Below are 14,676 nucleotides of genomic sequence, written 5' to 3' on the forward strand. Positions count from 1 at the left end.
CCGGACGGCCGCCCCGCGAGGGGCGGCCCTTATTATTTCCGCTTGGAGAGTTTCCGTCATGGCCAATGCCAATCCGACTCCGCTGATGCCGCATGCGACCGCCGCCTGGCTGGTCGAAAACACCGGCCTGACCTTTGGCCAGATCGCCGAATTTTGCGGTATCCACATCCTCGAGGTGCAGGCGATCGCCGACGAGACCGCGGCGACCAAATATACCGGCCGCGATCCCGTGCGCGCGCACGAGCTGTCGATGGAAGAAATCGAAAAGGGGCAGAAAGACCCCAATTACAAGCTCAAGATGAGCGTGCAGGCGCAGGACGTGATTCGCCGCACGCGCGGGCCGCGCTACACGCCGGTCAGCAAGCGGCAGGACAAGCCCGACGGCATTGCCTGGATTCTGAAGAACCACCCCGAAGTGTCCGACGGTGCGATCAGCAAGCTCATTGGCACGACGCGCAACACGATCGGCGCGATCCGCGACCGCAGCCACTGGAACAGCGCGAACATCGTGCCGAAAGATCCGGTGACGCTGGGCCTTTGCTCGCAGCGCGAACTCGACGCGCTCGTCGCCAAGGCCGCGAAGAAGGCGGGGATCAAGGCGCCCGAGGACAGCCGCCTCGAAGGTGACCGCGAAGCGCTGCTCGAAGAATTGCGCGCCGAACGCACCGCGGCGAACGAAGCGCGCGCTGCCGAAGAAGCGCAAGCCGACGCCGACGACGAAGGCTGAGGCATGGCGGGGGCGGACGAGGACAATATCCCGGCGGCCAGCGGCTCGCCGGACGCCTCGCTGACCCAGGACGACAGTTTCACCGCGACGAGCCATGCGGGCCTGACCTATCCGTGGGGCGAGGCGGCGCCGGGCGCGGGCGAGACGATCCGTATCGCGAACGGGATCAGCTGGGCGCGCATCCCGATGCCGGGCTCGCTCGGCCATATCAACAGCTGGCTGCTGGATGACGGTGACGGGGTTGCCGTCGTGGATACAGGCATCTGCCTGACCATGTGCTCGGACGCGTGGAAGGCGCTCTATGCGGGCGCGCTGCAGGACCGGCGGATCACGCGCGTCATCGGCACGCACCTGCACCCCGACCATATCGGCCTTGCCGGCTGGATCGCGAAGAAGCAGGGCGTGAAGCTGTGGATGACGCGCGGCGAAATGCTCACCGCGCGCGCGATCGTTGCCGATTCGGCCGACAGCGCGCCCGACGAGGCGCTGGCACAGTCGCGCGCCGCGGGCTGGGACGCCGACGCGATCGAGGCGCAGCGGGCGCGCGGCTGGAACATGTTCCAGCGCATGATCTTCACCCTGCCGCGATCCTATGTGCGGATCGCCGACGGCGACGTCCTCGACATGGGCGCGCATCGCTGGCGGGTCGTTGTCGGGTCGGGGCACAGCCCGGAACATGCGTGCCTGTGGAACGAGACCGAGGGCGTGCTCATTTCGGGCGATCAGGTGCTGCCGCGGATCAGCTCGAACGTGTCGGTCAATATCACCGAACCCGACGCCGATCCCCTGGGCGAATGGCTGGCGTCGATCGACAAGCTGCTGCGCATCATTCCCGCCGACGTCACTGTCTGTCCCGCGCACGGCGAGCCGTTCAAGGGGCTGCACGCCCGGCTGATGGCGCTGCGCGACGAGCATCGGATGCGGCTCTATAATCTTGCCGAAGCGGCGGCGAAGGCGCCGATGCGCGCGGTCGACGCCTTTCCGCTGCTCTTCAATCGCCCGATCGGCGAGCATAATCGCGGCCTCGCGACGGGCGAGGCGCTCGCGCATCTCAAGCGGCTCGAGGTCGAGGGGCGGGTGCAGCGCGAGGATCGCGGCGGCGTGTGGTGGTATCACGGTATCGCGTGAGGCCGCTCAGGTGGCGTCGTGGAAAATCACCCCGAGCGTGTGCCGCTGCCCCGAACGGATTTCGCTGACCCCGTGGCGCATCGCGACGCGGTAATCACCGCGCGACCCGCGCACCGGACGGACATTCACCGCAAAGATCACGGCATCGCCCTTCGCCAGCGGCACGACCGCGGCGCGCGACTGCATCCGCGGCCGCTGTTCGGTGAGGACAAACTCGCCGCCGCTGAAATCCTTTCCCGGCGCCGACAGCAGCACCGCCGCCTGCACGGGGAAGACATGCTCGCCGTAGAGATCCTGGTGCAGGCAATTATAGTCGCCGGCGCCATAGCGCAGCAACAGCGGCGTCGGCCGCCGCTGCCCCGTCGCGTGGCAGCGCGCGAGGAAATCGGCGTGGTCGGCGGGAAAGCGCGCGGGCAGCCCCATCCGCTCGTGCCAGCGGTTCGCGAGTGGCGCGAGGCGCGGGTAGAGGCGGCTGCGCAGCGCGGCGACGAGCGGCGGCAGCGGATAGGCGAAATAACGATATTCGCCGCGGCCGAAGCCGTGGCGCGCCATCTGGACATGGCTGCGGAAGAGAGGCGGCGTGTCATAGGTAGCGGCAAGCGCGTCGCACTCGTCGTCGCCGAGAAGCCCCGGCAGTATCGCCCATCCGGCGCCGTCGAGCGCGGTCGCCACGGCGTCCCAGTCGATCGCCGCGAGGCGGGCCGCGATGTCGGTTTCGATTGTTCTCGTCATTTGCATGCCATGGCTCGTGCGCGGTGACGATGCGCCCCGTTTCTTGCGGTCAAGGCGGCCGCCGGATCAATCGCCGCGCTGCATGATCCAGCTGAACGCCATGGCGTTGAACAGCGTGTAGAAGCCATAGAGGATCGCGGCGGTGACGGCGCTGCGCGTCGCGATCGCCAGCGCGCCGACGAGCAGCAGAAACTCGAACACATAGGTCGCGTGCGGGCCGACCTTGTCGGCAAGCGGGCGGACCATCTGCTGCACCAGCGGATCGTCGCATTCCATGAAGGCGCGGTGCATCGCGAAATTGCCGACTCCGGCGCAGAAAATGGCGATGATGGCGATCAGCATAGGTTTGCAGATGGGGGGTCGGGGGTGGAAATGCCAGTGGATTTCGGCCTATGACCGGCGCGGTGCAGGCGTGCAGCGCCGCCTGTCGCTCGAAACGCCTATTCTCTCCCCGGCGAAGGGCCTGTTGGATGACCTTTTTTTCGCGCCACGCCGCCATCGTCCTGTTCGTCGCAGCCGCCGCCACGCCGGCCTTTGCCACCCCCGCCGCGCCGACGATCTCGCCGCTGATCGTTCCGGCGATGGTGCCCTCGCTGCTTCCCGAAACCACCCCGCTGCCGCTGCCCGACCCGGTGCGCGCGATGATCGCCGCGGCGATCGACAGCGGGCAAAAACGCGACATCGACACCGTCGTGTCGCTGGCGAAGGCGACCAATCCGCGCTCGATCGGCGACATCGATGCGATGATCGCGGCGGCGAAGGCGGTGCGCGAGGGCGGCGAGCAGCCCGACCCGGTGCGCCAGATGCTCGCCGCCGCGATGGCGAGCAAGAAGGACAGCGATGTCGAGGCGGTGGGCAAGCTCGCCAGGACGACGCTGCCCGATCAGGCCGCGGCGATCGACGCGCTGCTTGCCCAATATCGCGCCGACCGCGCGAAGGAGAAGGCGGCCGAAGCCGCCGCCGCGCGGGCGAAGCTCGCGCAGGCGAAATTCTGGCAGAACTGGAAGGGTGAGGGGCAGATCGGCGCCTCCTACAGCACGGGTAACACCAAATCTTCGGGGCTCAGCCTGGGCATCGCGCTCGCGCGCAAGGGGCTCGACTGGGATCAGCGGTTCCGCGCGCAGGCCGATTATCAGCGGACAAACGGCCGCACCTCGGTCGAACGCTATCTTGTCGAATATGAACCGCAGATCGAGGTCAGCGAGAGCGCCTTCGCTTATGGCCTCGGCCGCTGGGAACGCGACCGAATCCTGGGGTTCGGCGCGCGCTGGAACGCCTCGGCGGGGCTCGGCTACAGATTGATCGCCGACAAGAAAATGGCGCTGAGCGTCAAGGCGGGGCCGGCGTGGCGCGACACCGATTATATTCCTGGCCGCGGCGTCGACGACAGCGAACTCACCGGGCTCGCGGGGCTCGATTTCGGCTGGCAATTGTCGCCGACCTTGCGGCTGACGCAGGTTGCCTCAACGATCGTCGGGGGGCGCAACACGTCGACGAGCGCGCTGACCGCGCTCAACGCCAAGCTGACCGGGGCCTTGTCGGCGCGCTTTTCCTATTCGGCCGAAATCGACAGCGACCCGCCACCGGGGGTCGAAACGGTCGACACGATGACGCGCTTCACGCTGGTTTACGGGTTTTAGCGAGCAAAGGGGGCGGGGCATAACCCGTCCCAAGGTTTTCGTCATTCCGGCCTTCGCCGGGATGACGATTGGGGGTCGGTCTTTAACCTATCGCGGTCAGTCGAAAACCTCGGCGCCGCCGATCGTTTCGCCCTCGGCGAGCAGCCCGGCGCCGGGGACATGATTGAACTCGATACGGATGCCGTCGGGATCCTCGAAGAGGATCGAATAATAGCCGGGCGCCCACGGCTCCTCCTGCGGGCCGTGGACGATCCCGATGTCGGTACGATCCTTCAAAAAGGTATGAAGGCGGTCGACCGCATCGCGATCGCGCATACGGAAGCAGGCGTGATGCAGCCCCGGTGCGCCCTGATCGAAGCGTTTGCCGACATTCTCCGCGCTGGGCGTGCGGATGCCGATCGCGGTGCGTCCGCCGACGCCATAGAGCATCGCGTCGCTGTCGAGCACGATCTTGAGGTCGAGATAGCCGATGAGGTCGCGCCAGAAGGTAGTCGAGCGCGCAAAGTCGCCTGCGGTCAGGATGACATGCGCGACGCCGTTGAGATCGCTGCTCATCGGATGGCGGCGAGCGTATAGAGGAACTCGGCAAAACCCATCGTCGCATCGACCAGCCCGGCGACCTTGGGATTGGTCGAATCGATCAGATAATATTCGTCGGGGGCGTGCGCGCCCGACCCGTGGCCGATGCCGAAATGGGCGGCGGGGATCGACACCGGCGGCGCGGTGAAGGTTGCGCCGGGCCAGCTGCCCGCCATGCGCGGGTTGAGGCTCGTCGCAACGCCGAGTCGCTTGTAGGTTGCGAGTTCGGAGCGCACGAGGCGGCTGTCCTCGGCGACCTCGGTGGGGTCATAGCCGCCCGAGACATTCATCTCGACGTCGGTGAAGCCATGTTTGTCGAGATGCGCGCGGAGTTTTGTCTCGGCCTCGGCGCGCGTCTGGTAAGGGACGAGCCGGAGGTCGAGCTTGGCGACCGCGCGGCCGGGCAGGATCGTCTTGCCGCCGGGACCGGTATAGCCCGCGACCAGCCCCTCGATATTGACCGTGGGTTCCTGCGCCAGCCGGATCAGCGCGTCGTCATAGGCGAGATTGTCGATCCAGTGGGTGACGCCGAGCGCCTGCTTCTGCGCGGCTTCGTCACCGGCTTTGGCGGCTTCGCGGATCAGCGTTTTTTCGCGCGGCGTGAGCGGGCGGACATTTTCGAACCAACCCTCGATCGCGGGCGTATTGCCATCCTTGGTCACCAGCGTTTGCAGCGCCTGCACCAGCCGCCAGGCGGGCGAATCGACCATCGCTTTGAGGCTGGAATGCACATCCTTTTTCGGACCGCGGCCCCATTTCTCGCCGCTGGCGACCAGTTCGAGCTCGATGATGCCCTTCGACCCCAGGTTGACCGTGACATTGCCGTTCTGGCCCTGCGAGGCGAAGGGGATGAAGATGCCTTCGCATTTTTTCAGCGCGGCGAGGATGTTGGGCTTGGTCGCGATCTGGCGGAAGTGCGGCGATCCGATCTCCTCCTCGCCTTCGCACACGAGGACGATGTTGACCGGCAGCTTCGCCCTGGCGGCGCGGATCGCGTGGAGTGCGGCGAGGAAAGCGGCTTCCGGGCCCTTCTGGTTCACCGCGCCGCGACCCATGATCGCCTGTCCGAAGCCGGGACGCTCGACCATCCGCCCTTCGAGCGGCGGCGACGACCATTCGGCCGGGTCGAACTGTTTGACGTCGTACATGAAATAGATGCCGAGCGTGCGCGGCGCGCCGACGTCGATGGTCCCGAAGACGCCGGGATGGCCGTCGGTGGGGACGATCTCGACACTGGCGAAGCCCGCGTCGCGTGCGAGCTCGGCCATGAAAGCCGCGCCCTCGGCCATGTTCAGATTTTCGGCGGCGATCGAGGGGAGCGCGATCCAGTCGCGGATGCGCTGAATCGAGGCGGCTTTGCCAGCTTCGGCGGCCTTGCGGATCGCCGCCATCGGGCCGCCGGCGGCGAGCGCGGGGAAGGGCGCCATGATCGCAGCGCCCGCGCCAAGCATGGCAGCGCCGCGGAGCATGTCGCGGCGGTTCGGTCGATCGAAATTGCGGAAATCCATGGCTCGTCCCCTGCTATATCTGTGTTGCGGGGAGTGTTCTTTAAATCGAACGACATGGCAAGGAGGCACCGGCGAGACCCCGGCCTTCGCCGGGGTGACGGAGAGGGGCGAGCGAGCTTACACCCCCGCCAGCAACCCTTCGTCCCTGATCCGCTGCTGCCACAGCTTCGGCGCGTTGACGTGGACGTTCTGGCCTTCGCTGTCGACCGCGACGGTCACCGGGAAGTCCTGCACCTCGAACTCGTAGATTGCTTCCATGCCGAGGTCGGCGAAGCCGACGACCTTGCTGCCCTTGATCGCGCGCGCCACCAGATAGGCGGCGCCGCCGACCGCCATCAGATAGGCGCTCCTGTGCTTCGCGATCGCCTGTGTCGCGGCGGGGCCGCGTTCGGCCTTGCCGACGCAGGCGAGCAGGCCTTGCTCCAGCATCATGTCCATGAACTTGTCCATGCGCGTGGCGGTCGTCGGGCCCGCCGGGCCGACGATTTCCTCGCCGACCGGATCGACCGGGCCGACATAGTAGATGACGCGGCCCTTGAACTCGACGGGCAGCTCTTCGCCCTTCGCCAGCATGTCGGCGATGCGCTTGTGCGCGGCGTCGCGGCCGGTGAGCATCTTGCCGTTGAGGAGCAGGCGGTCGCCCTGTTTCCAGCTGGCGACGATTTCGGGTGTCAGATTGTCGAGATCGACGCGGATCGCCGCGGTGTCGGGCTTCCAGTCGATCTGCGGATAGTCCGCCAGCACCGGCGGTTCGAGATAGGCGGGGCCGCTGCCGTCGAGCGTTACATGCGCATGTCTTGTCGCGGCGCAATTGGGGATCATCGCGACGGGCTTCGACGCCGCGTGCGTCGGCCAGTCGGCGATCTTGACGTCGAGCACGGTCGAAAGGCCGCCTAGCCCCTGCGCGCCGATGCCGAGCGCATTGACCTTTTCATAAAGCTCGATGCGCAGTTCCTCGGTGGGGTTCGCGGGTCCGCGCGCGATGAGGTCGGTCATGTCGATCGGGTCCATCAGCGATTGCTTGGCGAGCAGCATCGCTTTCTCCGCCGTGCCGCCGATGCCGATGCCGAGCATCCCCGGCGGGCACCAGCCCGCGCCCATTTGCGGCACCATTTCGAGCACCCAGTCGACGATACTGTCGCTGGGGTTCATCATCTTGAACTTCGACTTGTTCTCGCTGCCGCCGCCCTTTGCCGCGACGTCGATCACGACCTTGGCGCCGGGGACCATCTCGACGTTGAGCACCGACGGCGTGTTGTCCTTGGTGTTGACGCGGCTGAACGCGGGGTCGGCAAGGATCGAGGCGCGCAGCTTGTTGTCGGGGTGAAGATAGGCGCGGCGCACGCCCTCATCGACAACTTGCTGAAGGCTGCGCGGGCTGTCGAGGCGGCAGTCCATGCCCCATTTGATGAAGACGGTGACGATGCCGGTGTCCTGGCAGATCGGGCGATGCCCCTCGGCGCACATGCGGCTGTTCGACAATATCTGCGCCATCGCGTCCTTCGCGGCGGGCGACACCTCGCGCTCATAGGCGGCGGCGAGCGCGCGAATATAGTCCATCGGATGAAAATAGCTGATGTACTGGAGCGCGTCGGCGATTGTTTCGATCAGATCGTCTTCGCGGATGATGACGGTGTTCATGTGCAGCCTTTCGCCCTTTTGATGGGATTCGGCGTCTCCCTAGACCCGGCGGGGCGTCGCGCAAAGGGATTTGCCGCGGACGCGAGCCGGGAAATTAGGTGCAATGTGATGTTGTAACCTTGGTCATGTTATGCCATATCCCGCTGAGCCATTGCCGTAACGGAGAATCGGGTGACCCAAGTCGCCAGCCCTGCCCCTGTCCTGACGCGTCCTGCCTCTTTTCTGAGCCGGGGGATCGCGCTGGTCCGGGCTGCGCGCGGTTCGCGGCCTTTGACCGCGCTGTCGGGCGATCAGCTGGCGATGGGGCTGTCGGGGCTGTGCCTGGTCCACTGCCTTGCGACGACGATCTTTTTCGCCTCGATCGCCTCGGTCGGCGGCGTGTTTCTCGACAATCATCTGTTTCACGAAATCGGGCTGATCGTCGCGATCGGCTTTGCGCTCATCACGCTGGTCGCGGGGGTGCTCAGCCACGGTTATATGATGCCCTTCGCGGTCGGCAGCTTCGGGCTGGGCATGATGGCGGGCGCGCTGGCGCGGCCGCACGACGGCAGCGAAGTGATCGCGACGATGATCGGCGTCGCGGTGGTCGCGCTCGGCCACGACCTCAACCGGCGCGCGCGGGGCTGACCCGGCGCCAAAGCGGATCGGTCCGCCGCTTGCGGGCACCCCGTAAAGAGCCTACATTGCACCATAGTCGGCGCGGGATTTGCCGCGCGAGAGGAGCCGCCATGGGCAAGCATGACCATCCGCACGTCGAAGCCAGCGGCGCCTCGCTCGCCAAGGCGGCGCGGGCCGCGCTCGAAGGCGCGGGCGAGGCGTGGACCGACATGCGCGCCGAGATTTTCGGCGCCGTCGCGGCCATCGGCAAGCCCGCGAGCGCCTATGAGATCGCCGACATCGTCTCGCAGAAGCGCGGGAAGCGCGTCGCGCCGAACAGCGTCTATCGCATCCTCGACCTGTTCGTGGCGAACAACCTCGTCCGCCGCGTCGAGAGCGCCAACGCCTTTGTCGCCAACAGCCACCCCGGCTGCCTGCACGACTGCATCTTCCTGATCTGCGATTCGTGCGGGACAGCGGTGCATGTCGACGACGACACGCTGTCGACCGGGGTGCGCGCCGCCGCCGAAAAGACCGGCTTCGCCGCCGAGCGTCCGGTGATCGAGGTGCGCGGCAAATGCGCCGAGTGCCAATAGGGTGACGCGCGGCGCATCGCCGGACGGTTGAATGCCGCTCGGGGGGCTTCAGCAAAGGATCGAGGCCGAGCGGGCGCGGCCGCCCGCGCCGACGCGCGCCTGGTACTGGACGCTGGGGTTCGGGATGGTGGTGCTGGCGTTCGGGGCGTGGCTGACGCAGATTTTTCCGCAGACGGGGCACGACATCGCGCCGGGCTATGGCGCGCCGGTGCTCGCCTTTGAATTTGCGGGTGGGCAGGCCGATCTGGAGGCGATTTTCGGCGTCGAGAGCGATCCGCAGCAGGTCGCGCGGCTCGCCGCGATGCGGACGGGCAATGAGCGCGACTATCTTTACATGCTGCTGTACGCGGGTTTCCTCGGCGGCGGCTGTATTGCGCTGTGGCGCGAGCTTCGGCTGCGCGCGTTGCTCGCCGCGACCTTGCTCCCGCTCGCCGCAGCGCTCTGCGACGCCTATGAAAACTGGCTGCTCTTCGACATTCAGGCGGCCTTTACCGCGGGCGATTATTCGCCCGCGATGGCGAGCCTGCCCTATCCGGTCGCGGCGAAGTTCGTGCTGCTCGCGCTCACCAATGTCGCGATCGGCGCCGCGGCGACGCAGCTCGGGCGCTGGTGGGCGCTGTTCGGGCTGCTCGCGATCCTCGCGGCGATCCCGACCGCAATGGCGATCATCACGCCGGCGGCCTTCGCCTGGACGCTAATCCCTTCGGCGGCGGCGGGATGGTTGCTGCTGCTTGCGCTCGCCGTGGCGGGAAGCTGGCAGGGCTTTGTGCGCTCCCGTCCGCTGGCCGGCTGACCGTTGCGCTCGCAATCGGGCGCGACATCGCCTATATCGGTCCCATGTACGACTATGTCTCCATCAGTGCCGCCGATGCGGCGGCCCCCGCGCGTGTGCGCGATGGCACGATCAAGCTCCACGACGAAGCGGGCTTTGCGGGGATGCGCAAGGCGGGGCGCTTGTCGGCCGAAATCCTCGACGCGCTCGTCCCCTTCGTCCAGCCGGGCGTGACCACCGCGGCGATCGACGACCTTGTCCGCACGATGATGATCGAGGGCGGGGGCATCCCCGCGACATTGGGCTATCGCGGCTTTACGCACAGCTGCTGCACCAGCATCAATCATGTCGTGTGCCACGGCATCCCCGACGACAAGCCGCTGCGCGAGGGCGACATCGTCAATATCGACGTCACCAGCATCGTCGACGGCTGGCACGGCGACACCAGCCGCATGTATCTGGTCGGCGAGGTGCCGATCAAGGCGCGGCGACTGGTCGAGGTCACCTATGAATGCCTGATGCTCGGCATCGAGCAGGCGAAGCCCGGCAACCGCATGGGCGACGTCGCGCACGCGATCCAGAGCCATGCCGAGCGCCACCGCTATTCGGTGGTGCGCGATTTCTGTGGTCATGGATTGGGGCAGATGTTCCACGACGCACCCGAAGTGGTCCACGCCGGGCGCCCCGGCACCGGACCCGAGCTTCGCCCCGGCATGTTCTTCACGATCGAGCCGATGATCAATACCGGCAAATATGCGGTAAAGATGCTCAATGACGGCTGGACCGCGGTAACGCGCGACCGCTCGCTGTCGGCGCAGTTCGAGCACAGCATCGGGATCACCGAAACGGGCTGCGAGATTTTCACCGCGAGCCCCAAGGGGTTGAACGCGCCGCCCTGGGGGTAAAGGAAGACGATTTCGCGCAGAGGTCGCAGAGGACGCAGAGATTTTGTTCACGCGGAGACGCGGAGACGCGGAGGAGGTTTGTCCGGGCCGGAAGGCCCCATCTTCCCGCAGCATTCTGTATAACGCGAACAGGGGAGGCAATAAGGCCGCTTCGCGTCCGACGCTGCTCCTCTGCGTCTCCGCGTCTCCGCGTGAACCCCTTTTTCTTCCTCTGCGACCTCTGCGCGAAATCTTCTTGCACCCGCGCCGTATCGCGCGCAGTCTTGACGTTAACGTCAACGATAGGCGTACGGGAGAGCGATATGGCGAAACGGGTTTTTTCGGCCGCGCTGCTGGGCTGTGCGGCGCTGGCACTGGCGGCGTGCAACGCATCGAAGAATGAAGCCATCGCGGTGGGATCGCTCGACGATGCCGAGAAGGCGAGCGAAGCGCTGCTCAGGACCGGCGGCAATGGCGACGATTGGGGGGCGATCGGTTTCAGCTATGACGAGCAGCGCTTCAGCCCGCTCACCGACATCAACGAGAGGAATGTGGGCGAGCTGGGCATCGCCTGGTTCGCCGACCTCGAGGATGCGCGCGGACAGGAAGCGACGCCGGTGGTCGTTGATGGCGTGATGTATGTGACGCACGCCTGGTCGAAGGTCAGCGCGTGGGACGCCGCGACGGGCAAGCCGCTGTGGAAATATGACCCCAAGGTGCCCGGCGAGCGCGCGGTGCATGCCTGCTGCGACGTCGTCAACCGCGGCGTGGCGCTGTGGGGCGACAAGCTGTTCGTCGGGGCGCTCGACGGGCGGCTGATCGCGCTCGACCGGAAGACCGGCAAGGAGATCTGGTCGACGCAGACCTTCGACGCCGACAAGCCTTATACGATCACCGGCGCGCCGCGCGTCGTGAAGGACATGGTGCTGATCGGCAATGGCGGCGCCGAGTTCGGGGTGCGCGGCTATGTCACGGCTTATGATGCCGACACCGGAAAGGAACGCTGGCGCTTCTACACCGCGCCGAACCCGAAGAAGGAAAGGGACGGCGCGGCGTCGGACGACATCTTCGCGTCGAAAGGCAATGCCACCTGGTCCGACACGGGCGAGTGGCAGACCTCGGGCGGCGGGGGCACGGTGTGGGACGCCATCGTCTATGACAAGGATCTCGACCAGGTCTATCTGGGGGTCGGCAACGGCAATCCGTGGAACCACGGGACGCGCTCGAACGGCGAGGGCGACAACTGGTTCCTGTCTTCCATCGTCGCGCTCGACGCGACGACGGGGGCGTATAAATGGCATTATCAGGAAACCCCGGCGGAGACGTGGGACTATACCGCGACGCAGCCGATCATCCTCGCCGAGCAGGCGGTGGACGGCAAGCCGACCAAAGTGCTGTACCATGCGCCGAAGAACGGCTTTTTCTTCACGATCGACCGCGCGACGGGCAGGCTGATCGACGCCAGGCCGTTCGTCGACGGGATCAACTGGGCGAGCGGCTATGACCTCGCCACCGGGACTGTCAGGAATTTCGTGTGTGGGCGGGCGGTTGAACATTAGGCCGCCATGGCCTTGATGAAGCGCTCACCGAACAGGACGGCGAACTGGGCCTTGGCCATGGACCACTCACGTGGCGGCATTCTCCACTCTTTCTCGGAGCGGTTCAAGATCAGATAGAGTAGCTTGGTTGCTGCTTCGTCGCTGGGGAAGTGCCCCCTGGCCCTCACCGCCCGCCGAAGCTGGGCGTTCAGAGCCTCGATAGCATTGGTCGTGTAGACGATCCTGCGGACCTCCTCCGGGAAGGCGAAGAAAGGTATGACCTCGCTCCATGCCCGGCGCCAGCTCTGGCCGATGGCAGGGTATTTTTGGCCCCATTCGCTGGCCTCGAAGGCGGTGAGTGCCTCCTCGGCAGCTTTGGCATCAACCGCGCGGTAAATGCCCTTCAGAGCAGCCGCCAGCGGCTTGCGGTGCTTCCAGGAGACGAAGTCCATCGAGTTGCGCAGCAGGTGCACGATGCAGGTCTGGACGATCGCCTCGGGGAACACGGCGGTGATCGCATCCGGGAAGCCCTTGAGGCCGTCGACGACGGCCAGCATGATATCTTCCACCCCGCGGTTCTTGAGCTCGTTCATCACGCGCAGCCAGAACTTGGCGCCCTCGTTCTGTTCGATCCACAGGCCCAGCACGACCTTGGTGCCGTCGGCCATCACGCCGAGCGCGATGTGGATCGCCTTGTTGCGGACCATGCCTTCATCGCGGATCTTGACCCGGATGGCATCGAAGAACACCAGCGGATAGGCCTGATCGAGCGGCCGGGCCTGCCAGGCGGCGACCTCCTCGAGCACGGCGTCGGTGACGGTCGATATCAGGTCCGGCGAGACGTCGATGCCATACAGCTCGCGCAGATACCCGGTAATCTCCCGGGTGCTCATCCCGCGGGCATACATCGAGATGATCTTGTCGTCGAAGCCCGGGAACCTGCGCTGATACTTGGCGATCAGCTGCGGATCGAAGCTGCCCTGCCGGTCGCGCGGGATCTCGATCTCGATCTTACCGGTGCCCGTGGCAACCGTCTTGCGGCCATAGCCATTGCGGCTGTTGCCAGCCTGCTCTTCGTGGCCGAGATGATGATCCATCTCGGCATTAAGCGCGCGTTCGGCCAAGGCCTTCTTCAGCGAATCCAGCAAGCCGCCTTGCTGCAAGGCCGCAGCAGCATCACCGCCAGCCAAAAGTTGATCCAGCAAATCAGACGGGATCACAGGTTCTTTGCGTCGAGACATAGTGGGACTCCTTCTCACCCATTATGCCCGCCCACACACGAAATTCCTGACAGTCCCTCGCCACCGGCCGCCCGATCGAAAATCCCGAGGCGCGCTATTACAAGACGGGCAAGCCGTTCATCGCGATCCCCGGCGCGCTTGGCGCACACAACTGGCACCCGATGAGCTATAATCCCGCGACGGGGCTCGTCTACATCCCCGCGCAGCAAATCCCGATGGGCTATCTCCAGGATATGGACGAACTCGACAAAAGGAAGGTACTCGGCTTCAACGTCGGCACCTCCTTGAACAAGACGATGCTGCCCGACGAAAAGGCCGCGTTCAAGGCGGCGATCGCTGCAACCACCGGGCGGCTCGTCGCCTTCGATCCGCGCAGCGGCAAGGTGGCGTGGGGCGTCGACCATCCCGCGGCGTGGAACGGCGGCACGATGACGACCGCAGGCAATCTCGTCTTCCAGGGCACGAGCACCGGCCGCTTCCGCGCCTATGCCGCCGATACGGGCAGACAGCTTCTCGACCTCGACATGCAGTCGGGGATCGTCAGCGCGCCATCGACCTTCCGCGTGAATGGCGTGCAATATGTCGCCTTCCAGACGAGCAAGGGCGGCGCTTTCCCGCTCGTCGCTGGCGTCGCGGGCGGCGCGACGCGCAAACTGCCCAATATCCCGCGCCTCGTCGTCTTGAAGCTCGGCGGCACGGTGCAGCTGCCCGCGCTGCCGGGAACGACGACGCTCGCGTGGAACCCGCCGCCGCAGTTCGGCACCGCAGCGCAGGTCGCCACGGGCAAGGCGCTGTTCGGGCGCTATTGCATGATCTGCCACGGCGACAGCGCGATCGGCAACGGCTTCACCCCCGACCTGCGCGTCTCGGGCACGCTGACCAACGCCGACGCGTGGAAGGCCGTGACCATCGACGGCGCGCTCAAGGATCGCGGAATGGTCAGCTTCGCGCGCGTGCTCACTCCCGCCGATGCTGAGGCGATCCGCGCCTATGTCATCGACCGGTCCAACTGGACCAGGGCGAACCTGCCCGATGCTTCCCAGCCAGTGGGACGGTGAGCGCCAGCGCATTGTCGCGGCGGAACATTGTCATG

Annotated in this window: 15 protein-coding genes; 9 read left to right on the forward strand and 6 right to left on the reverse strand. The window is 66.1% G+C overall.

Annotated elements, in window-relative coordinates:
• Positions 1 to 58: 58 nt before the first annotated feature.
• Both SPYCA_RS01535 and SPYCA_RS01540 read left to right on the forward strand, forming a co-directional pair.
• Positions 59 to 727, forward strand: coding sequence for a DUF1013 domain-containing protein (locus SPYCA_RS01535; protein WP_232003447.1), 669 nt, complete (start codon positions 59 to 61; stop codon positions 725 to 727).
• 3 nt (positions 728 to 730) lie between these two features.
• Entirely contained in the window at positions 731 to 1,855 is a 1,125-nt protein-coding gene (locus SPYCA_RS01540; RefSeq protein ID WP_120218703.1) for an MBL fold metallo-hydrolase, read from the forward strand.
• Positions 1,856 to 1,861: 6 nt separating this feature from the next.
• Here SPYCA_RS01540 and SPYCA_RS01545 read toward each other — a convergent pair whose 3' ends face one another.
• Entirely contained in the window at positions 1,862 to 2,587 is a 726-nt protein-coding gene (locus SPYCA_RS01545; protein ID WP_120218704.1) for a 2OG-Fe(II) oxygenase, read from the reverse strand.
• Between the two features lie 66 nt (positions 2,588 to 2,653).
• Positions 2,654 to 2,929, reverse strand: a complete 276-nt coding sequence (locus tag SPYCA_RS01550) for a hypothetical protein (RefSeq protein WP_120218705.1) — start codon at positions 2,927 to 2,929, stop codon at positions 2,654 to 2,656.
• A 128-nt stretch (positions 2,930 to 3,057) separates the two neighbouring features.
• Between SPYCA_RS01550 and SPYCA_RS01555 the strand changes: the two genes are divergently transcribed.
• A complete protein-coding gene (locus SPYCA_RS01555; RefSeq protein ID WP_232003449.1) occupies positions 3,058 to 4,227 on the forward strand; it encodes a DUF481 domain-containing protein in 1,170 nt (389 codons plus the stop codon).
• Positions 4,228 to 4,323: 96 nt separating this feature from the next.
• On the opposite strand, the gene SPYCA_RS01560 is transcribed toward SPYCA_RS01555, so the two are convergent.
• The 3 genes from SPYCA_RS01560 to SPYCA_RS01570 form a co-directional block, all read right to left on the reverse strand.
• Positions 4,324 to 4,782: a VOC family protein gene (locus SPYCA_RS01560; RefSeq protein WP_120218706.1), complete on the reverse strand. Its 459-nt coding sequence runs from the start codon at positions 4,780 to 4,782 to the stop codon at positions 4,324 to 4,326.
• On the reverse strand, positions 4,779 to 6,314 hold the full coding sequence (locus SPYCA_RS01565) for a M20/M25/M40 family metallo-hydrolase (protein WP_120218707.1): 1,536 nt from the start codon (positions 6,312 to 6,314) through the stop codon (positions 4,779 to 4,781). Before SPYCA_RS01565 ends, SPYCA_RS01560 begins: the two co-directional genes overlap by 4 nt.
• 117 nt (positions 6,315 to 6,431) lie before the next feature.
• Positions 6,432 to 7,955: a fumarate hydratase gene (locus SPYCA_RS01570; protein WP_120218708.1), complete on the reverse strand. Its 1,524-nt coding sequence runs from the start codon at positions 7,953 to 7,955 to the stop codon at positions 6,432 to 6,434.
• Between the two features lie 171 nt (positions 7,956 to 8,126).
• Between SPYCA_RS01570 and SPYCA_RS01575 the strand changes: the two genes are divergently transcribed.
• From SPYCA_RS01575 to SPYCA_RS01595, 5 genes are all read left to right on the forward strand, one after another.
• The gene (locus SPYCA_RS01575; RefSeq protein WP_120218709.1) at positions 8,127 to 8,582 is read left to right on the forward strand and encodes a MerC domain-containing protein; all 456 of its coding nucleotides are present in this window, start codon (positions 8,127 to 8,129) and stop codon (positions 8,580 to 8,582) included.
• 101 nt (positions 8,583 to 8,683) lie between these two features.
• Positions 8,684 to 9,148: a Fur family transcriptional regulator gene (locus tag SPYCA_RS01580; RefSeq protein ID WP_120218710.1), complete on the forward strand. Its 465-nt coding sequence runs from the start codon at positions 8,684 to 8,686 to the stop codon at positions 9,146 to 9,148.
• Between the two features lie 31 nt (positions 9,149 to 9,179).
• Entirely contained in the window at positions 9,180 to 9,941 is a 762-nt protein-coding gene (locus SPYCA_RS01585) for a hypothetical protein (RefSeq protein WP_120218711.1), read from the forward strand.
• Between the two features lie 44 nt (positions 9,942 to 9,985).
• Positions 9,986 to 10,825, forward strand: a complete 840-nt coding sequence (gene map, locus SPYCA_RS01590; protein WP_120218712.1) for a type I methionyl aminopeptidase — start codon at positions 9,986 to 9,988, stop codon at positions 10,823 to 10,825.
• A 302-nt stretch (positions 10,826 to 11,127) separates the two neighbouring features.
• Complete coding sequence (locus SPYCA_RS01595) at positions 11,128 to 12,363, forward strand: outer membrane protein assembly factor BamB family protein (RefSeq protein WP_331852513.1); 1,236 nt, start codon at positions 11,128 to 11,130, stop codon at positions 12,361 to 12,363.
• Here SPYCA_RS01595 and SPYCA_RS01600 read toward each other — a convergent pair.
• Entirely contained in the window at positions 12,360 to 13,583 is a 1,224-nt protein-coding gene (locus SPYCA_RS01600) for an IS256 family transposase (RefSeq protein WP_120218713.1), read from the reverse strand. The two genes, SPYCA_RS01595 and SPYCA_RS01600, sit on opposite strands and share 4 nt — an antisense overlap.
• Positions 13,584 to 13,708: 125 nt before the next feature.
• Here SPYCA_RS01600 and SPYCA_RS01605 point away from each other — a divergent pair, with 125 nt between their 5' ends.
• Complete coding sequence (locus SPYCA_RS01605; RefSeq protein ID WP_443029501.1) at positions 13,709 to 14,641, forward strand: c-type cytochrome; 933 nt, start codon at positions 13,709 to 13,711, stop codon at positions 14,639 to 14,641.
• Positions 14,642 to 14,676: the final 35 nt, after the last annotated feature.

Origin of the sequence: Sphingopyxis sp. FD7 (assembly GCF_003609835.1) — a bacterium.
Classification (GTDB): Bacteria; Pseudomonadota; Alphaproteobacteria; order Sphingomonadales; family Sphingomonadaceae; genus Sphingopyxis.